Raw genomic sequence first — 24,470 nt, 5'->3', positions numbered from 1 at the left:
TGGGGCGCTGAAGGTCAGGAGAGATGGGCGGAGCGCAGGACGCCGGGCGTCACGCCATAGCGCGCCTTGAAGGCTCGGGTCAGATGGGCCTGGTCGCAGAAGCCTGTTGCCGCCGCGACATCGCCCGGCGTCTCGCCGCGGCGCAACCGGTCGCGGGCGCGCCGGACGCGGACATCGATCAGCCAGGCATGGGGGGTGAGCCCGGTTTCGCGCCGGAAGGCGCGGATCAGGTGATGGCGCGGCAGCCGCGCGGCATGGGCGAGCTCCGCGAGCGAGAGATCCTCGCCATGGCGCGCCTCGATCAGCGCCTTGACGATCGCAACCGGTCCCGTCTCCTGCCCGACGGAGCGCACGGCGAGATTGGCGTGGTGACCGAGGAAATGGGCATAGGCGCGCACCAACCGCTCCTCGCCGGCGAGCGCATCCGTGCCCTCCTCCAGCAATTGGTGCGCCGCGCTGAACAGCGCCGCCCCGACGGGGTCATGCACCACGGGCTCACGGAAGAACGGCGTCCCGACGCCGTCATGCCCCGTCAGCGAAGCGGCCAGTTCCTGCATCAGCCCGATCGTCGGATAGCTCATCCGGTAGCGGTAGCCGCCCTCGCTCGGTGCGCCGTCATGAACGTCGAGCGGGTGGTTCATCACGATGTCGCCCGCCCCGGCATAGAGCTTGCGGCCGCGCGCATGCCAGACCTCGCAACCGGTCTCGATCGTCCCGATCGCATAGGTGTCGTGCGCATGCGGCGCATAGGCATGGGTGCGGAAGGTCGCGGCGAGGAATTCGAGCGCGCCAAAGCGCGCAGCGGTGAAGAGATGCGCCCTCTCCTCCGCCCGCAGCGGCGATGCCGACAAGGCCTGTCCCTGGCTGATCAGTTCCATGGGGCGAGTTTAGACCGGAACCGCGCCGCCCTGTCTTGAAGAAAAGTGATGAAGCCGATCAGGTCGGCTTCACCTCGCCACGCCCGGCGAAGGCGACGAGCAGCGCCCCCGCCAGGGTCGCCAGGGCGCAATAGCCGGTCGCGCCGGTGGCGCCGAAATGGTCGACCAGCACGCCGCCGAGGACGGCCCCGCTGGCGATGGCGACCTGGAAAGCGGCGACCAGCAAGCCACCCACGGCTTCCGCCTGGTCCGGCGCGACGCGCACCATCCAGGTCTGAAGGCCGACCGGCAGCGCACCGAAGGCAAAGCCCCAGAGCGCGACGGCGCTGGCCGCGACCCAGAGACTGCCGCCGAAGGCGACGAGCACGGCTGCCGTCACGGCCGCGAGCAGGGCGCCGAAGATCACGGCCGCCGGTGCGCTGCGCTCGACGATCGCGGCGCCAGCGAAATTGCCGAAAAAGCCGCCGATTCCATAGGCCAGGAGCACAAGCGAGATCGTCTCGACCGAAAGCCTCGGCACCTGCTCGAGGAAGGGGCGGACATAGGTGAAACCGGCGAAATGGCCGGAGATCACGATGAGCACCGTCGCCAGGACGAGCCGAACATTGCCGCGCCGCATCAGTGCAAACAGCGTCCCAAGCTGCGCGGCGGCCAAAGGCGGCAGGCGCGGCATGGTGATGAGCTGGGCGATGAGGGCCAGCACGCCGACCACAGCCCCGATCGCGAAGACCGAGCGCCAGCCCAGCAGGTCGCCGAGATAGGCGCCGACCGGCGCGGCGCTGACCGTCGCAAAGGAGACGCCGGTGAAGATGATCGACATGGCGCGCGGCAGCGCGCGCTCCGGCACCAATCGCATCGCGGTTGCCGCCATCATCGACCAGAAGCCGCCGAGCCCGATGCCGAGCAGCACCCGCGCCGCCAAGAGCGTGGCGAGGCCATCGGAAAGCGCAGCGAGGACGTTGGACAGCACCAGCAGGACGGTGAAGCCCCAGATCACGAGGCGACGGTCGAGCCCGCGCGTCAGGATCGAGGTGAAGAGCGCGGCGAAGATGGCGACCACGGCGGTCGCGGTCACGGTCTGTCCGGCAGCCCCGTCAGAAACGCCGATATCCGCCGCCATCGGCGTCAGCAGGCTGGCAGGCAGGAATTCGGCCGTGACCAGGCCGAAAACGCCGAGGGTGAGCGAGACAATCGCGGCCCAGGCCGGGCTTTTCTCATCGGCATCGACAGGGGAATCGAATGGCAGGGGTGCCACTGCGGCTGCGGATTCGGACATGGCTGTCTCCAAAGGGTTGCCACAAGATGGGCGTGACCGCCTGGAGCTTCCATGCTAGTTTCTCCATAATGCTTGACCATTCGTCCAAGGTTGCTGCGCCTGCGAACGATCCGCTGACCGAGATGCTGCGGGGTCTGCGGCTCGATGGCGTCGAATATGGCCGTTGTCAGATGGCGGAGCCCTGGGCCATCGCCGTTCCAGCCCAGAAGGCCGCGCGCTTCTACTTCATCGGGAAGCGCGGCTGCTGGCTGCTGACGCCCGCGAAGGAATGGATCGAATTGCGCGACGGCGACGCGCTGCTGTTCCCGCGAGGCGCCGAGCATGTGCTCGCCAGCGCGCCGGATGTCGAGGCCTTTCCGCTGGGAAGCTGCCAGGTCGAGAAGGTCTGCGGCAACATCTTCGATCTCAAGGGCGGCGGGGACGGCGAGGCCACCCTGCTCTTCAGCGGCAGCATGACCTTCAATGTCGACAGCGCCCATCCCCTGCTGCGGATGATGCCCGAGCTGATGCGCATGTGCGATCTGGCGACGAGCGAATCGGGCATCCCGCATCTCCTGGAGGCGATGGCCCGCGAAGTGGCGATGGACCGGGTCGGCGCCGGCGGCATCCTGGCGCGGCTCGCCGATGTGCTGGCCGCCAGCATCATCCGCTCCTGGGTCGAGAGCGGCTGCGGCGACGCCACGGGCTGGATCGCGGCAGCGCGCTGCCCCGATGTCGGCAAGGTGCTGGCGGCGATCCATCTCGATCCGGAGCGCGACTGGACGGTCGCTTCGCTCGCCAGGCTGATGGGCGCCTCGCGCTCAGCCTTCGCCGAGCGCTTCGCCAGCGTCGTCGGCGAGACGCCGGCCCGCTATGTCGCGCAGATGCGCATGCATCAGGCCCGGCAATGGCTCGCCGGCGACAAGCTCAAGATCGCGGTCGTGGCCCGGCGCCTCGGCTATGAATCGGAAGCCTCCTTCAGCCGCGCCTTCAAGCGCGTCATCGGCACGGCGCCGAGCCATATCCGGGCAGACGGTGCCAGCGCACAGAACGGGCCGACGCGGCCGAGCACGAGCAACTGACCGCGTGACACCACCCGCCCCCGCGCGATCAGCTTGCGAGCTTGGAGCGCCAATCCGAATTCAGCAAAAATAATCGGCGACATCATCTCGGGCATCGCAGCGATACGGCAACCCGAGCGGAACAATGACGCGCTGCGCCGGTTCTGTTTGAGGCCGCCGAGCGCCCGAAAGCCGGCGCTGCGGTCCATGCGAACGGATATTCATCATGACAATCAAACATATCGTCTTGGCCGGCGCAGCCGCGCTGGCCCTCCTGGCCCTTCCCTTCAGCGCGAGCGCGCAGGGCATTCCGCGCGGAGCGGCTGAAGGCGCGCGCGTCGGCAACCAGGCGGCCGGCCCGGTCGGCGGCGCAGCGGGCGCGGTCGTTGGCGGTGTCGCCGGCGGCGTGGTCGGTGGCGTCAAGGGCGTCGTCGGCATTCCGCAAAGGACCGGCGTTTCACATCGCCATCGCCACCACCACAGGCGCCATCATCGCCACTGAAGGCGGTCTCGCGCATTTTCGAGCGAAGTGGTCGCCGGTTCGCGTGAAGAAAACGCGTTAAAACAAAAAGCTGGAGCACGTCGCGATCCAACTGGATCGTGACGTGCTCTAGCCTCCGACGAGGGTGAACCAACCTGCCTCGTCGATCACCTGGACGCCGTGCTTTGCGGCGTCCTTGAGCTTCGAGCCGGCGCCAGGCCCGGCGACCAGAAGATCGGTTTTCGAGGAGACCGACCCCGCGACCTTGGCGCCGAGCCGCTCGGCCATCGCCTTGGCCTCGTCACGGGTCATCTGCTCCAGCGCGCCGGTGAAGACGACGATCTTGCCCGCGACCGGGCTGACCGAGGCGACAGCCTCCAGCGGCTGCGGCACGACCTGCGCCAAAAGCCGGTCAAGCAACTCCTCATTATGCGCCTCCGCGAAGAACTGCATCAGCGCCTCGACCACGGTTGGCCCGACGCCGTCGATCGCGTCGAGTTCCTGGCGCTCGGGCGAAACCGGATCGGCCGCCGCGATGCCGGCCGCGCGCAAAGCCCCGAACGAACCGTAATGCCGCGCCAAAAGCCGGGCATTGGTCTCGCCGATATGGCGGATGCCGAGTCCGAAAATGAAGCGGTTGAGCGGTGGCTGGCGTCGGTCCTCGATCGCCGCGAACAGCTTGGCGACGCTCTGGCTGCCGAAGCCCTCCTTGTCCTTGAGCTTCTTGAAATTTGCAGTGTCGCGCTGCGCCAGCGTGAAGATGTCGGCCGGCTCGTTCACCGGCAGATCGGGATCGGCATGGAAGAACTCGATCTGCTTGTCGCCGAGCCCGTCAATGTCGAGCGCGTCGCGCGAGACGAAGTGCTTCAGGCGCTCCACCGCCTGCGCCGGGCAGATCAACCCGCCTGTGCAGCGGCGCACCGCATCCTCCTTGCCGCTGCGCGGGTTCATCTCCCGGGTCGCATGGCTGCCGCAGGCCGGACATAGCGTCGGGAAGGTATAGGGCTGCGAATCCGCTAGCCGCTTGGCGAGATCGACCGACTGGACGCGCGGGATCACGTCGCCCGCCCGCTTCACCGTCACCGTATCGCCGATGCGGATATCCGAGCCGTCGCGGATCGGCAGGCCCTTGGAATCGAAGCCCCGGATATAATCCTCATTGTGCAGCGTCGCATTGGAGACGACGACGCCGCCCACCGTAACCGGCCTGAGCTTGGCGACGGGGCTGAGCGCGCCGGTGCGCCCGACCTGGATCTCGATCGCCTCCAGCACCGTGGTTGCGAGCTCGGCCGGAAATTTATGCGCGATTGCCCAACGCGGCGCGCGCGCGACGAAGCCGAGCCGCGTCTGCAGGGCAAGCTCGTCGACCTTGTAGACGACACCGTCGATATCGTAGCCGAGCGTGGCTCGCTGGCTCTCGATCAACCGGTAGCGCTCCAGCAATTCGGCGACGCTCTCGCAGCGTTTCATCAGGGGGTTGGTGCGAAAGCCCCAGCGCTTGAAGGCCTCGACCACGCCGAACTGTGTTCCAGCCGGCATCACCGGCATCTCGCCCCAGGCATAGGCGAAGAAGCGCAAGGGCCGCGCCGCGGTGATCGACACATCGAGCTGGCGCAGCGAGCCTGCTGCCGCATTGCGCGGATTGGCGAATTCAGGGAGTCCCTTATCGCGCTGGCGTTCGTTGATGCCGGCGAAATCGGCATGGCCGAGATAGACCTCGCCGCGCACCTCGGCGATCTCCGGCACATCGTCGCCCGACAGCACATGTGGAATCTCGGAAATCGTGCGGGCATTCAGCGTGACGTCCTCGCCCTCTTCGCCATCGCCGCGCGTCGCGGCGGAGACCAGCGCGCCCTTCTCGTAGCGCAGCGAGAGCGAAAGCCCGTCGATCTTGGGCTCCGCCGTGAAGGCGATGCCGCCCTCCTCCTTCATGCCAAGGAAGCTGCGCACGCGCTGCACGAAATCGGCGACATCCTCGTCGGTGAAGGCGTTGCCGAGCGAGAGCATCGGCACGCGGTGCCGGATCTTGGCGAACTTCCCCGAGGGCTTGGCGCCGACCTTGTCGCTGACGGACCCGGCGTCCTTCAGGACCGGAAACGCGTCCTCCAGTGCGACGAGCCGGCGGCGCTTGGCGTCATAGCTCGCATCGTCGAGGATCGGCTGGTCGTCCTGGAAATAGGCGCTGTCGGCAGCCGCGATCTCGGCGGCGAGCAGCTTGTGCTCCGCCCGGGCCTGGCGCTGCGTCAACTCCGCGACGGGAATGGCTTGGGACTCGCTCATGGCCCTTCATTAAGCGAGATGCCTGTGACGAGAAAGGGCAGGAGCCGACGCGACCTAGCATCGGCCCGAAAAGTGGGAACCGGTTTTCGGAACAAGCCGATGCTAGATCAAAACCCTGCAGCATCCGCGTCCCGGTTTCGTGTTCGGCATGCATGCGACAAAACGCCCGTTCGCGCGTATAATGCCAGGGCTGGGAATTGGAAGCTCGACGCCTGCAGGCCGTTGACCCAAGGATGGCGTCGATTGCCGCAGGCGAACCGGGCCAGAACCGGGAGAAACGCCATGGCAAACCTCGACGGCACGATATCCGATGCCGGTACGCGCCTCGCGGCGCAGCACGCCGAACCGAAGATCAACGTCATCACCACCCGCGACCTCCGCGACGCGCTCCTGCGCGGCTGGGAGGATTTCAAGGCGCAGCCGAGCCATCTCGTCTTCATCGCGCTGATCTACCCGATCGCCGGCGTGATGCTCGCGCAGCTCACCGTGACCTACAACATCTTCCCCCTGCTCTTCCCGCTGCTGGGCGGCTTCGCCTTGCTCGGCCCCTTCGCCGCGATCGGCCTCTACGAGGTCAGCCGCAGGCGCGAGCTCGGCCTGGATTCCTCCTGGAGTCACGCCTTCGGCATCCTGCGGTCGCCCTCGATCGGCCAGATCCTCCTGCTCGGCGCTATGCTGACCGGGCTCTTCATCGCCTGGCTGTTTGCCGCCTGGTTCATCTATCGTGGCCTGCTCGGCCTGCCGCCCGACGTCTCGACGCCGGACTTCCTGCGCGCGGTCTTCACCACCTTCGACGGCTGGGTGATGATGATCGTCGGCAATTCGCTCGGCCTGCTCTTCGCCATCCTCGCCTTCTCGATTTCGGTGGTGTCCTTCCCGCTGATCATCGACAAGGGGGTCGACGCGCCGACGGCGATCAAGACCTCGATCGCCGCCGTCGAGGCCAATCCGCGCGTGATGATGTATTGGGGCTTGATGATCACCGGTCTTCTGGTGCTCGGCTGCCTGCCCGTGCTCGTCGGCCTGATCGTGGTCATGCCGGTGCTCGGCCACGCGACCTGGCACCTCTACCGCAAGGTCGTGGAGGCTTGAGCGGCGAGCTTTCCGTCCCGGCTGCGCGCTGACAGCGATGCCTGCCAGCGCGAGCGGCCTCTGGAGCGCGCTTCAATAGTCCAGCGTCTTTCGACCTGGCGCGCTGGCCGCCTCGATGCGCTGCAGGAACTCGCTGCGATTGGCCTGGCCCAGGATGGCGACAGGGGCGGTGACCGCCGCCCCGGCCACGCGCGCGCCGCCCAGCGCCGCCATGCCGACCTGGTCGGCCAGGCTGGCCTCGCCGCCCGCCAGCGACTGGCCGGACAGGCGCTGCCCCAGCACCCGCACCATCTCGGGACTGTCGGCGAAGGTGTTGTGCGCCAGCGGATCGCCGGCCTTCACGTCCGACGTATCGATGATCGAGATGCCGAGCGTGGCGAGCTCGGCCGTATAGGGCCGCATATCGGCAGCGCCAACACGCTCGACATCTCCCGAGAGCCAACGCGACAGGGCCAGCGCGCGATCATTGCGGGAGGAGAAGATCGTGAAATGCGGCCGCTTCGGGCCCATTTCGATGATCTGGCGGCGGAACACGTCGATATCGATATCAGGCGAGGCGAGCACGACGTTTCGGATCTTCGCCGAAATGCTCTTGTCGCGCAGCGCCATGCCGCGCAGCGCTTCGGTGGCGAGCCAGCTTCCCATCGAATGCGCCAGGATCGTCACCTCGCCGACATCGGGGCTCTTGGCAGCCTCCCGCAACATCTCCTCCAGCGCGAAGCGCGAATAGTTCGTGCTCTCCTTGTCGTAGACATAGTCGAATACGCTGGCGCGCGAGGGCCAGGTAAACAGGACCGGAGTGGCGTCGATGCCCGCATCATGGGAGATCTGGGCGAAGCGATAGACGGCATCGGAATAGGTGTTGTTGAAGCCATGTACGAAGACGAGCAACCGGCGCTTCGGGCCGCGATTGCGCCGGTACCAGTCCATGGCGGCATTGGTCGACAGCACCGGCTTGACCTGGAGCGTGACGAAATCGGTCTGCGGATTGCCCGGCGACCTGCCGGGCCACTGGATTTCCCCGACCTTGCGGTTGCTGTCGGGCGGGATGGAGACCACGATATTCGTCAACGAGATCGCCGTCGCCCGTTCCCCGGTGAAGAGCTCGCCCGGGTCGCTCGCCGGCTTGCGCGTCGTGGCGACGAGCATGTCGACCCGGCTCGCGCCAGGCGCGGAGGTTGCGACCGGCTCGAGGATTTTCGACGGCTGCGTCGCGCAGGCGCCCAGCAGCAGGCAGAGCGCGAGCGCCAGGCGGTTGGAAGAGCCCATCATCATGCAGCTCGCTCTGCTGCCGACAGGTCCCGACCCGGCTTGGTCAAGGATGTCAGGAAAGCGCGGATGACCTCCGCTCCTTCCGGGAAGAGCGCGAGCTCGACCTCGTCGATCAACCACTCTGTGATCAGACCATCCAACATCGCGTAGAGCGCGAGCGCAGCCGAGCGCGCCGTCCAGGGCCGCGCCAGGGCGTCGCTGCGCTGCGCAGCCTCGCATATGTCCATCAGGGACGAGCGAATCTGCTGGCGAAAATAGCGCATGTTGCCGACATCGTCCGGCGATCCGTTGACATCGATCACCTTGAGCAGCGCGAGGAGGCGCTTTTTCGCGGCATCGCCTTGAAGCTCGGCGAAGGTCGCCGTGGCCAGATTGCCGAACGCCTCGAGCGGCGCGAGCGCCGAATCCGCCGTCAGGCTCCGGGCCAGCTGCTGCATCGGCTGGATGATCTCGTCCCGCATCGCGAAGAGCAGTCCGAGCTTGTTGTGGAAATGGAAGTGGACGGCTCCGCGCGAGACGCCGGCGGCGACGGCGATCTCGTCGAGCGAGCACGCCTCAAAACCGCGCTGCAGGAACAGCGCTTCGGCCGCCCGCAGGATCGTCTGCCGCGTCTCCGCAGCCTGCTCTTTGGTTCTTCGCACGGAATGCGCCTCTCGCTTCGCGCAACTCCTATATACAAACGAACCGTCTGTATATGTACACGCAGTGACGGTTCAAGCCGCGCGGAAAATGATCCAGCTAAGCGCACCCTCGCCCGCCCGAAAAAGAAATCCGCGATCGCTTTGAACCTGCCTGGCCTCTCCCGCGACCAACGGACATGGAGCTGCATGGTGCGGCTCCTTCCAAAACTCCAAGGGAGACGATCATGACCACTCGCACCACCGTCGCCGGCCTCGCCACCGCCTTCGTTCTCGGCGCAGGCGCCCTGATCGGCGGCTCGCTCGCCACCTCCTCCGCCGCCCAGGCCGCGCCCGGCTGGCATGGCGGCCACGGCCATCACGGCCATTTCGGTCATTTCGGCGGAGGCCACGGCCGTTGGGGCCATCGCGGCTGGGGCCGGCCGATCTATGCCGGCGGCTATTATGGCGGCTGCTACACCGTGCTGCGGACCCGCTTCGTCCCCGGCCTCGGCTATGTCGAGCGGCCCGTGAGCCGCTGCCGCTGATCACGATCATGCCGCGCCATGCAGGGAGCCGGAGAGATCCGGCTCCCTCGGCGTTTGAAGCCGGCGCGCGCGGCTGATGCTCGCAAGCGCGCCGAGATCCAGGAACCTTTGCCAGCGAACCCGGTTCACTTTGCGTCACGCAAATCGTGACGTGCCATTCACGCGGGCCGTCAGAGCCCGCCCGGAACCGGGGCTACCATGAACAACATCATCTATATCGTCGGCCTGATCGTGATCGTCCTGGCGATCCTGTCCTTCCTCGGCCTGCGCTGAGGACCGAGGTAAACCAGGGGAGGCCAGGCCGGGCAGCGATCAGCCGCGGTCGTCGCGGCCCGGCTTCTTGCCCTTGAAGGGCTTGCCCGCAGGCTTGCCGCCGAAGCCGGGCTTGTTCCCGGCATAGGGCTTCGCTCCGCCAGGCTTGCCGGCATAGGGCTTCGGCCCCGACCTGAACGAGACATTGGGGTCGGACAGCGCGTCCCGGTCACTGCGAACCGGATCATAGGGCTTGGCCGCGCCGAACGGCTTGCCCTTGCCCTCATAGGCCTTCTTCTTGCCCTCATAGGGCTTCTTCTCGCCGCCCTCATAGGGCTTTCGCTCATAGGGCTTCTTCTCGTAGGGCTTCTTCTCATAAGCCCTGGCAGGCGGGCGGTCTGCATCGCGCTCAGGGCGCGCATAAGCCGAAGGCGCATGGCTTGCCTTTTCGGCGAAGGGCTTTGCGGGGCGCCGTTCCTCCTCGCCGGTGACAGGCTGGATCACGATCTTGTCGCGATCGACGGCCTTTGCCAGCTCGTAGAAGCGCTCGGCGACATCGGCGTCGATCTCGACCTTGGTCTCCTTGTCGAAGATCCGGATCGCACCGACCTCGTCACGCGTGATCTTGCCACGGCGGCACAGCATCGGCAGCAATTGGCGCGGATCGGCGCCGTCCTTGCGACCGATATTTAGAACGAACCAGACCGTATTGCCGCGCGGGCCGGCCTTGCGCGGCCCCTCGCCGCGCGGACTGTCCTCACGGCCTTCGCCGAACCGGCCACCCTCGCGCGGCGCATACTCCTCGCGCGAACGAATCGGCCGCGAATCGCGTTGAAAGTTCGGATCCCCGACTTCTTCGGCACCCGGCAGGCGCGAACGGTAGACCCGCACCAGCGCGGCCGCGATCTCCTGCGGCGAACGTCCCGCCAGCAGCGCCTCGACCATGGCGGCATCGTCCTCGTCAGCCTCCCCGGTCAACAGCGGATCGCTCAACAGCCGCTGCTGGTCGAGCGCGCGGATTTCCTCAGCCGTCGGCGGCCCGGCCCAGACTGCCTCGACCTTGGCCTCGGCGATCAGCATCTCGGCCTTGCGGCGGCGCGACACCGGCACCAGCAGGACGCTCGTGCCCTTGTTGCCGGCGCGGCCGGTGCGGCCGGAGCGATGCTGCATGACTTCGGGATCGTTGGGCAGTTCGGCATGGATGACCAGCGTCAGGCCGGGCAGATCGATTCCGCGTGCCGCGACGTCGGTCGCGACGCAGACCCGCGCCCGGCCGTCGCGCAGCGCCTGCAGCGCCGAGTTGCGCTCGCTCTGGCTGAGCTCACCCGAGAGCGCCACCGCCGAGAAGCCGCGCTCCAGCAGGATCGCCTCGAGATGGCGCACAGCGTTGCGGGTGTTGCAGAACACCAGCGAGCACGGCGAATCATGGAAGCGCAGCAGGTTGACGACAGCGAGCTCGGCCTCCTTCGGATAGACCCGGATGGCGCGATACTCGATATCGGCATGGCCGCGCGAGCCGCCGGTGACCTCGATGCGCAGCGCGTTGCGCTGGTAGTTGGTCGCGAGCTGGATGATCGCCTTGGGCAGCGTCGCCGAGAACAGCAGGCTCTGGCGCTCGGCCGGCGTCGTCTTCAGGATGAATTCGAGATCGTCGCGGAAGCCGAGATCGAGCATCTCGTCGGCCTCGTCGAGCACGACGGCCTTGAGCGCGGAAACGTCGAGGCGGTGCCGCTCGATATGGTCGCGCAGGCGGCCGGGCGTGCCGACGACGATATGGGCGCCTTCATCCAGCAGCGCGGCCTCGCGGCGCGGGTCCATGCCGCCGACGCAGGCGATGACGCGGGCATTGGCGTATTTGTAGAGCCAGGCGAGCTCGCGCTGGACCTGCAGCGCCAATTCGCGCGTCGGCGCGATGATCAGCGCCAGCGGCTTGCCGGCGCGGCCGAAGGCTTCCGCCTCGCCGAGCAGGGTCGTGGCGATGGCGAGCCCATAGGCGACCGTCTTGCCGGAGCCGGTCTGCGACGAGACCAGCAGGTCGCGCCCGGCGGCGCTGTCCTCGAGCACGGCGTTCTGCACCGGCGTCGGATCGGAATAGTTGCGCTCAGCGAGCGCACGCGCGAGCGGCGGGCTCGTAGGAAGAAAGGACATGAGGTGTCGTGCCTAGGGTTACGGCGCAGATCAGGAAACGGCGCAGGAATTCGGGCGATGAGCGGCGCGGCGCGCAAATGCAGCCAGTCCGCAGCCATCGATTGAAATGGGCTCATAAAGCAGATCGCGGCAAAAGGGAATGGAGGGGGCTGATGACGCGCCCACCACCAGCTGATTTGCCCCCCTGCTCTTCCGCAGACGGCCCCCATGGCGTAAGGGCGCGGGAAATCCCCCTACTCCCAGGTTCCATGACCGCATGATCCGCCTCGAAAACATCAGCAAGCAGAACGGTCAGCAGATCGTCTTCATCGAGGCCTCGGCGGCGCTCCAGAAGGGGGAGAAGGTCGGCCTCGTCGGCCCCAATGGCGCGGGTAAGACCACCTTGTTCCGGATGATCACCGGGCAGGAACAGCCCGATGAGGGGCAGGTCGGCGTCGATCGCGGCGTGACAATCGGCTATTTCAGCCAGGATGTCGGCGACATGAAGGGCGTCAGTGCCGTCTCCGCCGTCATGGACGGAGCGGGCCCGGTGAGCAGCGTCGCAGCCGAATTGCGCGAGCTGGAAGCCGCCATGGGCGATCCCGACCGCGTCGACGAGATGGACGAGATCATCATGCGCTATGGCGAGGTCCAGGGCCGCTTCGAGGAACTCGACGGCTATGCGCTCGACGGCCGGGCGCGCGAGGTGCTTGCAGGGCTGGGCTTCAGCCAGGAGATGATGGACGGCGATGTCGGCGCGCTCTCGGGCGGCTGGAAGATGCGCGTCGCGCTCGCCCGCATCCTGCTGATGCGGCCCGACGCCATGCTGCTGGACGAGCCGAGCAACCATCTCGACCTGGAGAGCCTGATCTGGCTGGAGGAATTCCTGAAGGGCTATGACGGCGCGCTTCTGATGACCTCGCATGATCGCGAATTCATGAACCGGATCGTCAACAAGGTGGTGGAGATCGATGGCGGTTCGCTGACCGCCTATTCCGGCAATTACGAGTTCTACCAGGAGCAGCGCGCGCTCGCCGAGAAGCAGCAGCAGGCCCAGTTCGAGCGCCAGCAGGCGATGCTCGCCAAGGAGATCAACTTCATCGAGCGCTTCAAGGCGCGCGCCTCGCACGCGGCCCAGGTCCAGAGCCGGGTGAAGAAGCTCGAGAAGATCGACCGGGTCGAGCCGCCCAAGCGCCGCCAAACCGTGTCCTTCGAGTTCCAGCCGGCGCCGCGCTCCGGCGAGGACGTGGTCACCCTGAAGAACGTGCACAAGGCTTACGGCAGCCGCAGCATCTATGAGGGGCTCGACTTCCAGGTGCGCCGCAAGGAGCGCTGGTGTGTGATGGGCGTCAACGGCGCCGGCAAATCGACGCTGTTGAAGCTGGTGACGGGCGCCACCACACCGGACAATGGCACGGTTGCGCTCGGCGGCAGCATCAAGCTGGGCTATTTCGCTCAGCACGCCATGGAGGTGCTGGACGGCGACCGGACCGTGTTCGAATCGCTGGAGGACAGCTTTCCCCAGGCCGGACAGGGCTCGCTCAGGGCGCTCGCCGGCTGCTTCGGCTTCTCCGGCGACGATGTCGAGAAGCGCTGCCGGGTGCTCTCGGGCGGCGAGAAGGCGCGCCTCGTCATGGCCAAGATGCTCTATGACCCGCCGAATTTCCTCGTATTGGACGAACCGACCAACCATCTCGACATCGCCACCAAGGAGATGCTGATCACGGCGCTCGCGCAATATGAGGGCACCATGCTGTTCGTCAGCCACGACCGCCACTTCCTGGCGGCGCTGTCGAACCGTTTGCTCGAGCTGACGCCCGAGGGCGTGCACGCCTATGGCGGCGGCTATACGGAGTATGTCGCGCGCACGGGCCAGGAGGCGCCGGGCCTGCGGAGCTGATCAGACCCGAGCGACCGCGGCGTTCAGCAAGCGCCCGGCCGCCGCTCTCGCCTCTTCGGTGATGCTCGCGCCTGCCAGCATGCGGGCGATCTCCTCGCGCCGCGCCTGATCGGCCAGCGCCGAGACGCGGGTGACGGTGCGCGAGGCGCTGTCCCCGTCGAGCGCCGATTTGGCGATCAGGAAATGCTGCCCGGCCTTGGCCGCGACCTGCGGCGCATGGGTCACCGAGATGACCTGGACCTTTTGCGCCAATCGCGCCAGGCGCTCGCCGATCGCATCCGCGACCGCGCCGCCGACGCCGGTGTCGATCTCGTCGAAGACCAGTGTGGGGGCCGAGCCGCGCTCGGCCAGCACCACCTTCAGCGCCAGCATGAAGCGCGAGAGCTCGCCGCCGGACGCGACCTTCATCATCGGGCCCGGCCGCGTGCCGGGATTGGTCTCGACCCAGAACTCGACGCGGTCGAAGCCTTCGGGCCCGCGCGCCGTCTCGTCTGAGTCGATCTGGGTGATGAAGCGCGCCCGCTCCAGCTTCAATGGCGGTAATTCCGCCTTGACCGCGCCGTCGAGCCTGGCCGCAGCCTGCTTGCGTTGCGCCGACAAGGCCTTCGCCAGTTTGACGAAGGCGGCCTCTGCCTCGCGCAATTCCGTCTCGAGCCGGCCGAGCGAGGTCTCGCTCTCGTCGAGCGCCGCGAGATCGGCGGCCATGCTCTCGGCGAGTACGACCAGGCCGTCGACGGGCACATCGTATTTGCGCGCAGCGGCGCGCAGGGCGAACAGGCGCTCCTCGACGCGTTCCTGCTCGCGCGGGTCGTATTCGGCCGCACGCATCGCCGCTGCCAGCGTCTCCGAGGCCTCCTCCAGCGCGACGAGCGCAGTGTTGAGCGCGGCGAGCGATGGATCGATCAGGCCCGGCGCCTGAGCGGCACGGCGCTCCAGCCGGCGCAGCACGGCGGCGAGCGCCGGCACCGGAGAGCCCTGCCCGCCCACGGCCTCATGCGCGTCGATGAGGTCGCGCGCAACCTTCTCCGCCTGCATCATGCCTTGCCGGGTTGCGGCGAGGCTGTCTTCCTCGCCGGGCTGTGGCGCGAGCTTGCCGAGTTCCTGAACCGCATGGCGCAGGAAGTCCGCCTCCTTGCGCGCCGCCTCGACGCGGATGCGCTGCGCCTGCAAGGCCTGGCGCGCACGCTTCAGCGTCTCGCTGGCCTCAGTCACCGCAGCGGACTGGCTTTCCAGCTCGCCGAACCCGTCGAGGATGAGGCGGTGCTGCGCCGGGTCGGTCAAGGCACGGTCGTCATGCTGGCCGTGGATCTCGACGATCGCCGCGCCGATCATCCGCAGGATCTGGACGCTGACCGGCTGGTCGTTGACGAAGGCGCGCGTGCGCCCGTCTGCATATTGCACCCGCCGCAGGATCAGGTCGCCATCGGTGTCGATTTCCTGCGCCTGCGCCAGGAGCCGCGCCGGGTGCAGCATCGGCAAGTCGAAAACCGCTCCGACCTGTCCTTGCGTCTCGCCATGGCGCACGAGCCCGCCATCGCCGCGGCCGCCCAAAGCGAGCGCAAAGGCATCGAGTACGATCGATTTGCCGGCGCCGGTCTCGCCGGTCAGCACGCTCAAGCCTTCGCCGAAGCTCAGATCGAGCCGGTCGATCAGGACGATGTCGCGTATCGAGAGCTGCGCCAGCATGGCGCTTAGCGCAGGCTCAGAAAGCGGGGCATGCGCGGAAAACCCTCATGCGTTCGGTCTAGGCAATTTCCAATCTGACTGGACCGGACATTGCCCTATCTTTTCGTTTCGACGCGCTATCTTCACGCGAACCGGTACCCACTTCGCTCGGAAACGCGCCTAGAACGGATTCAGGCTGACGACCGCGCGTGAGAAACCCTGGAAGGCGCGGCTGATATAGGAGCCGCGATCTTCGCGCGGAGCCAGCCCGCCGCTCTCGAGCAGCACATAGGCGTCCTTGTACCAGGGGCTGTCGGGGAAGTTGTGCCCGAGCACGGCCGCCGCCGTCTGCGCCTCATTGGTGATGCCCAGCGCCATATAAGCCTCGGTCAAGCGCATCAGCGCCTCCTCGACATGGCGCGTGGTCTGGTACTTGGTGATGACGTCGCGGAAGCGGTTCACGGCGCCGGTGTAGTTGCGCTTTTCCAGATAGAAGCGCCCGACATTCATCTCCTTACCCGCGAGCTGGTCGCGCGCGACGAGGACCTTCTCCTTGGCGTCGACGACATATTCGGACTTCGGATATTTCTGCATGAGCTCGTCGAAGGCGGCGATCGCCTTCTCCGTCCGCTCCTGGTCGCGCGTCGCGTCCGGAATCTGATTATAATAGGACATCGCCATCAGGTACTGCGCATAGGCAGCGTCCGGGCTCGCCGGGTTCTGCGCGATGAAGCGCTTCGAGGCGGTGATCGCATCGTCCCACTTGCTCGCCTGGTAATTCGTATAGGCGGACAGGATCAGGCCCTTCTTGGCGAAGGGAGAGAACGGCGCGTTCTTGTCGATCTCGCCGAATTTCTTGGTCGCGCCCTCGCTGTCGCCGTTCTGCATCCGCGCCAGGCCCTCATTATAGAGCCTGTCGGCGGGAACGTCGGCGACGACCTCTGGCTTGTAGACCTCGGGCTTGTCGAAGGGATTCATGTTCGACAGCGTATCGCAGCCGCCGAGCATCAGGGCGACGCCGAGGGCAAAGCCCGTGCTGCTGCGCATCGATCCGGCGCGATGGATTGTCGGAATGGTCAGCCGCTTGACGCTCACGTCGTCTGTCCTCTTTCGATCGTCCCCGCTTGATGGGGAAGCATGCCTTACCTCAGACGCCGCCCGCGCGCCACCGTCGAAAACGAGGCGCGTGATCCGGGACAACCGGACGAGTGGCGATAGCGGCGCGGAACCTGTCGCCCTCGCTAACATCCGGTGCGAGCCGATTCCAGCAGCGTACATTCGACAGAAAGCAGGCGAATGGAAGGCGCAGACGCGTCTTAGCAGTGCGCGTCAGTGCAAATCAGGCGCGAAGGCGGCCGGCGCGGCCGCCGCCATCTGGACCGCACGAGGAGCGGCGTAAACCGGCTCGGCCTCGACGATCGCGTAATTGGCGCGGTCGGCGAACAGCGCCTCCAGGATGCGGACATTCATGCGATGGCCGCCGCAATAGGAGCGGAACTCGCCCTGGATCGGATAGCCGGCAAGCGCGAGATCACCGATCGCGTCCAGCACCTTGTGGCGCACGAACTCGTCGGCATAGCGGAGGCCTTCGGGATTGATGACCTTGTCGTCACCGATCGCAACCGTATTGTCGAGCGAGGCGCCGAGCGCGAAGCCCGCCTTCCAGAGCTGCTCGACATCACGCATGAAGCCGAAGGTCCGCGCGCGGGAGATCTCGCGGGCGTAAGCCACCGGCTCCAGGTCGAAGACCTTGCGCTGGCGACCGATCACGGTGGTGTCGAAATCGATCTCGACATCGAGGCGGAAGCCTTCTTGATCCGACGGAAGCAATTCGGCGAAGGCGCGGCCATGCTCGATGCGCACCGGCTGCAGGATCTTGAGGTAGCGCCGGGCGGCCTGCAGCGTCGTGACGCCGGCAGTCTCGATCGCGTTGACGAATTCGGTGGCGCTGCCATCCATGATCGGCATCTCGGGACCGTCGATCTCGACGAGCACGTTATCGAGGCTAAGGCCGGCGCAGGCCGACATCAGATGTTCGATGGTCGCGACCGAAGCCGAAGCCTTGTCACCGATCACGGTGCAAAGCTCGGTGGCGCTGACCTTGGTATGCTTGGCGTGGATCAATTGCGCCGGCTCGGCATCGAGCCCCTTGCGCAGGAAGACCACGCCCGAATTGGCGCTGGAGGGCTTCAGGCAAATAGTGGCGGGTGCTCCGGAGTGCACGCCGATCCCGGTCAAGGTCACGGGGGCGCGCAGTGTCGTCTGCCGATCGAAGCTCATCTGGTATCCAATCCTGATCGCCGGGAACGTGGCGGAGCCTGACATGGCTCCCGAACCGACCGTCGCTGCGATGCCTCGGACATCAAACCCCTGGCCGAAGCCCTGCGCCGATGTCCCCGTTAGTGCAGATGCAACATAAGCGCTTCGGACAGGGTGACAAAATCACGCTTTCTTTCGCTCTGTTACAGCCCTCACAAAGCCAGGAAAGACTGATCATCCCGTTGATAAATATGGTTTTCCAGACATGAACAAAGCCCGGTTCGCTGCAGCGCACCGGGCTTTGTTACAGAGGCGGAAGAGCTACCCTAAGGTCAGTTCGCCTGGCGGCGCAGGAAGGCGGGGATTTCCAGCTGGTCTTCCTCGCTGCTGCGATTCGGGGCGGCGCGACCCATCTGGTCGAGCTGACCCTGCGCCGGGCGCGCGGCCGGCGCCGCCGGACGGCGCATATATTCGGCATGGGCCGCGCTCGGCGCAGGCGCCGCGGCGGGAGGCTGCGGAGCCTGGCGCAGCGGAGCCTGCGGCTCCTGAGCCTCATCCTCCTTGCGGCCGAAGCCGACTGAGGCCAGGCGCTGCATCAGAGACATCCGCTTCTGGTCGGCGGAGTTCGGCGGCGGGGGAGCCGACTGCGCGCCACGCTGGGCTGCAATCTGGTTCTGCGCCGGCACCGGCAGATCCTCGATGCGGGGCATCCGCGTCGGGCGGATCACGGCGCGTTCCGGAGACGGCGGGATGAAGCTGTTCTCCGGCATGGCCTGCTGCGGGATCGACAGCATCGGCTCGGGAGACGGCGCCGCCGGCATCATCGCGCGCGGCTGGACCGGCTCGATATGGATGTCCTCGGCGATCGGAGCGGGCGCCGGGGCGCGCAGCGGCTCGGCCTGCTGCGGCATGCGCAGATCCATGACAGGCTCGGGCGCCGGCGGTGGCGTGAAGCCGCGCACCGGGGCGCTGGTGCTGCGCAGGCGGGCTTCCGCCTTCAGGCGCTCGGCGACCTGGGCAATGCGGGCCTCGGTCTCGTCCATCTCGGCCTGGGTGGTGACGGGCTTGTCGATGCCGGTCGCCACGACCGAGACACGCACGATGCCTTCGAGCGATTCGTCGAAGGTCGCGCCGACGATGATGTTGGCCTCGGAATCGACCTCCTCGCGGATGCGGGTGGCGGCTTCGTCGACCTCATAGAGTTTCATGTCGCGCCCGCCCGTGATCGAGATCAGCAGGCCGCGCGCGCCCTTCATCGAGACGTCGTCGAGCAGCGGGTTGTTGATCGCGGCCTGAGCGGCCGACAGGGCGCGCTTCTCGCCCTGCGCCTCGCCGGTGCCCATCATCGCCTTGCCCATACCGCGCATCACGGCGCGCACGTCGGCGAAGTCGAGGTTGATCAGGCCTGGGCGCACCATCAGGTCGGTGATGCAGGCGACGCCGGAATAGAGCACCTGGTCGGCCATGCCGAAGGCGTCGGCAAAGCCCGTGGTCTCGTTGGCGACGCGGAACAGGTTCTGGTTCGGGATTACGATCAACGTGTCGACCGCCTCGTTCAGCTCGCCGATGCCGGCTTCCGCCATGCGCATGCGGCGATGGCCCTCGAACTGGAACGGCTTGGTGACGACGCCCACGGTGAGGATGCCCATGTCGCGGGCGACGCGGGCGATCGCGGGAGCAGCACCGGTGCCGGTGCCGCCGCCCATGCCGGCGGTGATGAAGACCATATGCGCGCCCGCCAGATGGTCGCGGATCTCGTCGATGACCTCTTCGGCCGCCGCGCGCCCGACTTCAGGCTGCGAGCCGGCGCCAAGCCCCTCGGTGACCTGCAGGCCCATCTGGATGATGCGCGAGGCGCGGCTGAGCGCCAGCGCCTGGGCGTCCGTGTTGGCGACCACGAAGTCGACGCCGTCGAGACCGGCCTCGATCATGTTGTTCACGGCGTTGCCGCCGGCTCCACCAACACCGAACACCGTGATCCGGGGCTTGAGTTCCCGGATATCCGGGGCTTGCAGATTCATCGCCATGGTTGCCTCTTTTGATCCTTGTCCGGCGCCTGGCGGGAGCCGTCCCGATTGCTACGATTGACACTTGGCGCCGCCGGAAAAACGCCCCGGCGCACCGTTACCCCTTAGAAACTTTCCTTCAGCCACCGGCCGACGCGGGAGAAATACCCATCCGTTCCCGTGGCGAAATAGGCCGAGCTGGCGCGCGGCTCGAAATGCTCGACATGCGCCACCTGCGGATAGACCAGGAGCCCGACGGCCGCCGCGAAGGCCGGCCCCTTGCCCGCTTCCGGCAAACCCTTGATGCCGAGCGGCCGGCCGGTGCGGACCTGGCCGCCGAGGATGCGGCGCGCCGCCTCCGGCAGGCCGGTGAGCTGGCAGGCGCCGCCGGTCAGCACGACGCGGCGTCCCGCCTGAGCGGAGAAGCCGGCATTGCTGAGCCTGTCGCGCACCAGTTCGAGGATCTCCTCGACGCGCGGCTTGATGATCCGCACCAGATGCGACTTGGCGAGGTGGTTGGGCATGTCGCGCTCGTCGTCATCGACCTGCGGCACGGAAATCATGTCGCGTTCGTCCGAAGCGCTGGAGATCGCCGAGCCATGCAGCGTCTTCAGGCGCTCGGCCGCCGAGACGCGGGTGGAGAGCCCGCGCGCCACGTCCATGGTGATGTGGTTGCCGCCGACCGCGATCGCGTCGGCATGCATCAGATGGCCGCCGGAGAAGACGCCGAGGCTCGTCGTGCCGCCGCCCATATCGACCACGACAACGCCCATCTCGGCCTCGTCATCGACCAGCACGGAGAGGCCGGAGGCGTAAGGTGTCGCGACGACCGCCTCGACCTCGAGATGGCAACGCTCGACTGCGAGCATGACATTGCGCGCGGCCGAGGCTTCGCTGGCGACGACATGCATGTCGACCGAGAGCTTGCTGCCGATCAGGCCGCGCGGATCGAGCACGCCGGGCGAGCCGTCGAGCGCATAGCCGGTGGGGAGCGCGTGCAGCACGGCCTTGCCGGGTTTGAGCGCATGCATCGCGGCCGCGGCCAGCACCCGCTTGACGTCGCTGTCGCCGACCGCACCGGCGCGCAGGTCGACACCCGCGGCATAATGCTGGGAGCCGAGCCGGCCACCGGTCAGGTTGACGATGACCGATTGGACCTCGACCTTTGCCATGCGCTCGGCCGCGTCGACCGCCGCGCGGATAGCCCGCTCGGCGCTTTCGAGATCGATGATCGCCCCGCCTTTGAGGCCGAGCGAGCGCTGATGGCCGATGCCGATGATGCGCGCGACATGGGTGCGGCCGCGCAGCCGTTCATTGGCCTCGGCCGGGTTCAGTTCGGCGATCAGGCAAACGACCTTGCTGGTGCCGATGTCCAGAATCGACAAGGTCGCGCTCTTGCGCGACGACAAGGGCCGCATCCGCGGCGTCAGGCCCTGGGAGGTCAGATTCATGCTTCGCCTCCCTTCTTCTTGGTCTTGCTCTTGAGCTGTTCGGCGCGGGCGCTGGCCGCCTCTTCCGACAATCGCATCACCACCCGGTCGGGCTGGCGCAGGTCGATCGCGAGCAGATCCTTGTCGAGCACGCGGAAATCGCTTTCGAGCCCGGCGAGCCGCTTCACCGCGACGCCAGGCTGGATCTCGGGCAGGCGTACATCCATTCCGTTGTCGAGCTTGAGTGTCCAGCGGCGACCGGAGACCAGCGTCGCCGCCCGGATATGGGCCGCCAGCGGCCCCGCTTCGCCGCGCAGCGCGATGTACTCGGCCGCGCGCAGATTGGCGCCGGGCCCGACGACGAGCGGCAGATGCGCGAAGCGTCCGTCATCCATCTTGTCGATCACCGTCCCGTCGGCTGCAATCACGAACAGGTCGCCCTTGACCTGCCAGAGCGCGTAAGGCTCGCGCTCGACCAGCGTGATCGAGATCTCGCCCGGATAGAGCTTGCGGACCGTCGCCTCACGAATCAGCGGCGTCGCTTCCAGGAGCTTGCGGGCCTGGTCGGCATCGAAGAAGGCGAGCGAGATCTTCGGATCGATCCCGGCGGCGACCAGGACCTCGACCTCGGACAGCTCCGTGAGGCCCGAGATCGTGACGCGGTCGATGCCGAGTCCGACCAGCCGGGCCAGCATGTGGTGCGGTTCGCCATAGGCCTGGCGCAAGGCCTCGACATGGCCGCCCAGGACGCTGCCCGCGCCGATGCTCAGGCTCAGGAAGCTGAGCGCAAGCCAGGTGCCGATGCGGCGCGGCAGGCGCTGCGCCAGAGGCACCGCGACCGCGCTGCGCCGCGAGCGGCGCAGCCAGCGTCCAGACCGCTCTCCGACGAGGAGTTGCGGCCCGGCGGCAGGGACCGGCAAGCGGGAGCTGGCTGTCGCCATCACCGCATTCACCGATCGAGGGAGGCGTCCTCCACCATCCATTTGACGAGTTCACCGAAGTTCATGCCCGCATGGGCGGCCAATTCGGGCACCAAGCTCGTTTCGGTCATGCCGGGCTGCGTGTTGACTTCCAGCCAGACGAGAGTGTCGGTCTCGTCGTCATAGCGGAAGTCAGACCTGCTGACGCCCCGGCACCCGATTGCTTGATGCGCCGTTAACGCACACTCTTCGATCTGCTGGTAAATTTTTGGTAAAATTTGAGCCGGGCAGATGTGGATCGAACCACCTTTCGTGTATTTCGCATCGTAGTCGTAGAACTCCCCGGTCGAGGCCCGGATCTCGGTGACGCCCAACGACTTGCCGCTCATGACGGCGCAGGTCAGCTCGCGCCCTTTGATGAAGCTTTCAGCCAGCAGCGTATCGCCGCAGGGCCAGTCCTCGCGGGCGATTTCCTGCGGCGGGTGCTCGCGGCCTTTCTTGACGATCACGACGCCGACGGACGAGCCTTCGTTGATCGGCTTGAGCACGTAAGGCGGCTGCAGAACGTGCTTTTTCGCCGCTTCGAAGCGGGAAACCACGATTCCATGCGCCACCGGCACGCCGGCGGCCGCGGCAACGAGCTTCGCCTTGTCCTTGCGAATCGCGAGCGCCGAGGCGAGCACGCCCGAATGCGTGTAGGGAATGCGCAGAATCTCGAGCACGCCCTGAATCACGCCATCCTCGCCGAAGCGGCCATGCAGCGCGTTGAAGGCGACATCGGGGCGCAGATCGGCGAGCACCTGGGCGATGTCGCGCTGCACGTCGATGTGCGTGACGCGGAAGCCGACGCTTTCCAGCGCCTTGGCGCAGGCCGCGCCGCTGCTGAGGCTGACCTCCCGCTCGACGGACCATCCGCCCATCAGCACTGCGACGTGTTTGGTCATCGGGGTCATGGCTCCCTGTTACGGCGAACCTCGACCCATCATGGTTAATGCAGCGTTAAGTGATGGCGCGAGAGCCAGCGGCAGGAGCGAGTTCTAGCCCGCCACGCCGAGCCGCTTGATCTCCCATTGCAGCTCGAAGCCGGAATTCTGCTTCACCCGGCGCCGGACCTCTTCGCCCAGCCCTTCGATATCGGCCGCCGTGGCGCCGCCGGTGTTGATCAGGAAGTTGCAGTGCATCTCGGAGACCTGGGCCCCGCCGATGCGCAGGCCGCGGCAGCCGGCCGCGTCGATCAACTGCCAGGCCTTGCCGCCTTGAGGATTCTTGAAGGTCGAGCCGCCGGTACGCTCCTTGATCGGCTGGGCCGCCTCGCGTGCCGCCGTGACCCGATCCATCTCGGCAAAGATGGCCGCCTGATCGCCCGGACGACCCTGGAACAGCGCCGAAGTGAAGATGATCTCATGGGTCTCGGCCGCGCTGTTGCGGTAGGTGAAGCCCATCTGCGCATGGTTCAGCGTGACGATCTCGCCCTTGCGGGTGACGCCGCGCGCCTCGACCAGCACATCGGTCGTCTCGCCGCCATGCGCACCGGCATTCATGCGCAGCGCCCCGCCGATGCAGCCGGGAATGCCGCGATAGAAGGCAAGCCGGTCGAGCGAGGCGTCGGCCGCCGCGCGCGCGACCTTGACGTCGGGCACGGCGGTGCCAGCGCGCAGGCGGTCGCCCGCCTCCAGCGAAATCTCGCCGAAGGCCTTGCCGCCGAGCCGGATCACGACGCCGGGAATGCCACCATCGCGCACGATCAGATTCGAGCCGAGCCCAACCACCGTGACGGGGATCTCGGCCGGCAAGCTCGCCAGCAGATGAGCCAGATCCTCCTCATCCGCCGGCGTGAACAGCACCTGCGCCGGCCCGCCGACGCGGAACCAGGTCAGGCCGGACATGTCGTGATTAGGCAGAAGCCGGCCGCGCAATTGCGGCGCAGCAGTGCGGAGATCGGGCGTGATGTCGGGGAAGGTCATGAGGGCCGCTGCGCTAACCCTTCTCCCCTCGGGGGAGAAGGTGGCCCGGCGAAGCCGGGTCGGATGAGGGAAGTCCGGCGAGACCGATCATGTCGGCGATCTCGCGCAGCACGAATTCGAGGTTTCCTAGCACGCGCTCATTCGGAAAGCGCAAGACCTTGTAGCCTTCGCGCCTCAAGAAGACGTCGCGAGAGGCGTCTTTGAGCTTCGCTTCATCGGTTTGGTGCGGCTCGCCATCCAACTCGACGATCAACCGATGCTCGAAGCAGCAAAAGTCCGCGATGAACGGCCCGATCGCCACCTGTCGCTTGAACTTCAGATCGTTAAATCGGCGGCCCCGAACCACCTGCCAGAACGCGGCTTCCGCCCGGGTCGGCTTTCCGCGCTGCTGACGGGCGAAGTCGAGCGTTTCGGGCGAGTTCTTTCGCTCCAGCACCTGACTTCCCTCATCCGACCGGCTTCG

The 24,470-nt window shown here is 66.8% G+C and carries 20 protein-coding genes; 5 read left to right on the top strand and 15 right to left on the bottom strand.

Annotated features, from left to right (window positions below):
- Window positions 1–14: 14 nt before the first annotated feature.
- Window positions 15–878 carry an AraC family transcriptional regulator gene (locus J2Y55_RS21650; RefSeq protein ID WP_310157877.1) on the bottom strand — a complete coding sequence of 288 codons (864 nt, stop codon included), beginning with the start codon at window positions 876–878 and terminating at the stop codon, window positions 15–17.
- 58 nt (window positions 879–936) lie between these two features.
- Complete coding sequence (locus J2Y55_RS21645) at window positions 937–2,154, bottom strand: MFS transporter (RefSeq protein ID WP_310157874.1); 1,218 nt, start codon at window positions 2,152–2,154, stop codon at window positions 937–939.
- Between the two features lie 68 nt (window positions 2,155–2,222).
- On the opposite strand from J2Y55_RS21645, the gene J2Y55_RS21640 reads away from it, so the two are divergent.
- Window positions 2,223–3,215 (top strand): AraC family transcriptional regulator, encoded by a 993-nt coding sequence (locus J2Y55_RS21640; RefSeq protein WP_310157872.1) that lies wholly within the window; start codon window positions 2,223–2,225, stop codon window positions 3,213–3,215.
- A gap of 205 nt (window positions 3,216–3,420) precedes the next feature.
- Window positions 3,421–3,696, top strand: coding sequence for a hypothetical protein (locus J2Y55_RS21635; RefSeq protein ID WP_310157869.1), 276 nt, complete (start codon window positions 3,421–3,423; stop codon window positions 3,694–3,696).
- 108 nt (window positions 3,697–3,804) lie between these two features.
- On the opposite strand, the gene ligA is transcribed toward J2Y55_RS21635, so the two are convergent.
- Window positions 3,805–5,955, bottom strand: coding sequence for an NAD-dependent DNA ligase LigA (gene ligA, locus J2Y55_RS21630; protein ID WP_310157868.1), 2,151 nt, complete (start codon window positions 5,953–5,955; stop codon window positions 3,805–3,807).
- Between the two features lie 282 nt (window positions 5,956–6,237).
- On the opposite strand from ligA, the gene J2Y55_RS21625 reads away from it, so the two are divergent.
- Window positions 6,238–7,047, top strand: a complete 810-nt coding sequence (locus J2Y55_RS21625; RefSeq protein ID WP_310157866.1) for a DUF2189 domain-containing protein — start codon at window positions 6,238–6,240, stop codon at window positions 7,045–7,047.
- Window positions 7,048–7,119: 72 nt separating this feature from the next.
- Here J2Y55_RS21625 and J2Y55_RS21620 read toward each other — a convergent pair whose 3' ends face one another.
- Entirely contained in the window at window positions 7,120–8,322 is a 1,203-nt protein-coding gene (locus J2Y55_RS21620; protein ID WP_310157864.1) for an alpha/beta hydrolase, read from the bottom strand.
- Window positions 8,319–8,960: a TetR family transcriptional regulator gene (locus J2Y55_RS21615; protein ID WP_310157862.1), complete on the bottom strand. Its 642-nt coding sequence runs from the start codon at window positions 8,958–8,960 to the stop codon at window positions 8,319–8,321. The genes J2Y55_RS21620 and J2Y55_RS21615 overlap by 4 nt, the downstream gene beginning before the upstream one ends.
- A gap of 224 nt (window positions 8,961–9,184) precedes the next feature.
- Here J2Y55_RS21615 and J2Y55_RS21610 point away from each other — a divergent pair, with 224 nt between their 5' ends.
- Window positions 9,185–9,484, top strand: a complete 300-nt coding sequence (locus J2Y55_RS21610; protein WP_310157860.1) for a sulfur globule protein precursor — start codon at window positions 9,185–9,187, stop codon at window positions 9,482–9,484.
- 312 nt (window positions 9,485–9,796) lie between these two features.
- On the opposite strand, the gene J2Y55_RS21605 is transcribed toward J2Y55_RS21610, so the two are convergent.
- The gene (locus J2Y55_RS21605) at window positions 9,797–11,884 is read right to left on the bottom strand and encodes a DEAD/DEAH box helicase (RefSeq protein WP_310157858.1); all 2,088 of its coding nucleotides are present in this window, start codon (window positions 11,882–11,884) and stop codon (window positions 9,797–9,799) included.
- A 256-nt stretch (window positions 11,885–12,140) separates the two neighbouring features.
- Between J2Y55_RS21605 and J2Y55_RS21600 the strand changes: the two genes are divergently transcribed.
- Window positions 12,141–13,763 carry an ABC-F family ATP-binding cassette domain-containing protein gene (locus J2Y55_RS21600; RefSeq protein WP_310157857.1) on the top strand — a complete coding sequence of 541 codons (1,623 nt, stop codon included), beginning with the start codon at window positions 12,141–12,143 and terminating at the stop codon, window positions 13,761–13,763.
- Here J2Y55_RS21600 and recN read toward each other — a convergent pair whose 3' ends face one another.
- The 9 genes from recN to J2Y55_RS21555 form a co-directional block, all read right to left on the bottom strand.
- On the bottom strand, window positions 13,764–15,449 hold the full coding sequence (recN, locus tag J2Y55_RS21595; RefSeq protein ID WP_310157855.1) for a DNA repair protein RecN: 1,686 nt from the start codon (window positions 15,447–15,449) through the stop codon (window positions 13,764–13,766).
- 159 nt (window positions 15,450–15,608) lie between these two features.
- The gene (locus J2Y55_RS21590) at window positions 15,609–16,475 is read right to left on the bottom strand and encodes an outer membrane protein assembly factor BamD (protein ID WP_310158048.1); all 867 of its coding nucleotides are present in this window, start codon (window positions 16,473–16,475) and stop codon (window positions 15,609–15,611) included.
- 282 nt (window positions 16,476–16,757) lie between these two features.
- Window positions 16,758–17,708: a UDP-3-O-acyl-N-acetylglucosamine deacetylase gene (lpxC, locus tag J2Y55_RS21585; protein ID WP_310157853.1), complete on the bottom strand. Its 951-nt coding sequence runs from the start codon at window positions 17,706–17,708 to the stop codon at window positions 16,758–16,760.
- Between the two features lie 311 nt (window positions 17,709–18,019).
- Complete coding sequence (ftsZ, locus tag J2Y55_RS21580; protein WP_310157851.1) at window positions 18,020–19,714, bottom strand: cell division protein FtsZ; 1,695 nt, start codon at window positions 19,712–19,714, stop codon at window positions 18,020–18,022.
- Window positions 19,715–19,818: 104 nt separating this feature from the next.
- On the bottom strand, window positions 19,819–21,144 hold the full coding sequence (gene ftsA, locus J2Y55_RS21575; RefSeq protein WP_092166892.1) for a cell division protein FtsA: 1,326 nt from the start codon (window positions 21,142–21,144) through the stop codon (window positions 19,819–19,821).
- Window positions 21,141–22,064: a cell division protein FtsQ/DivIB gene (locus J2Y55_RS21570; RefSeq protein ID WP_310157847.1), complete on the bottom strand. Its 924-nt coding sequence runs from the start codon at window positions 22,062–22,064 to the stop codon at window positions 21,141–21,143. The genes ftsA and J2Y55_RS21570 overlap by 4 nt, the downstream gene beginning before the upstream one ends.
- An 8-nt stretch (window positions 22,065–22,072) precedes the next feature.
- Complete coding sequence (locus J2Y55_RS21565; RefSeq protein WP_310157846.1) at window positions 22,073–22,987, bottom strand: D-alanine--D-alanine ligase; 915 nt, start codon at window positions 22,985–22,987, stop codon at window positions 22,073–22,075.
- 93 nt (window positions 22,988–23,080) lie between these two features.
- A complete protein-coding gene (gene murB, locus J2Y55_RS21560) occupies window positions 23,081–24,007 on the bottom strand; it encodes a UDP-N-acetylmuramate dehydrogenase (protein ID WP_310157843.1) in 927 nt (308 codons plus the stop codon).
- A 13-nt stretch (window positions 24,008–24,020) separates the two neighbouring features.
- On the bottom strand, window positions 24,021–24,443 hold the full coding sequence (locus J2Y55_RS21555; RefSeq protein WP_310157841.1) for an endonuclease domain-containing protein: 423 nt from the start codon (window positions 24,441–24,443) through the stop codon (window positions 24,021–24,023).
- Window positions 24,444–24,470 lie beyond the last annotated feature (27 nt).

The sequence above is a fragment of the Allobosea sp. BE125 genome (assembly GCF_031456075.1).
Lineage (GTDB): Bacteria > Pseudomonadota > Alphaproteobacteria > Rhizobiales > Beijerinckiaceae > Allobosea.
This window is presented reverse-complemented; position numbering and strand designations above follow the sequence as displayed.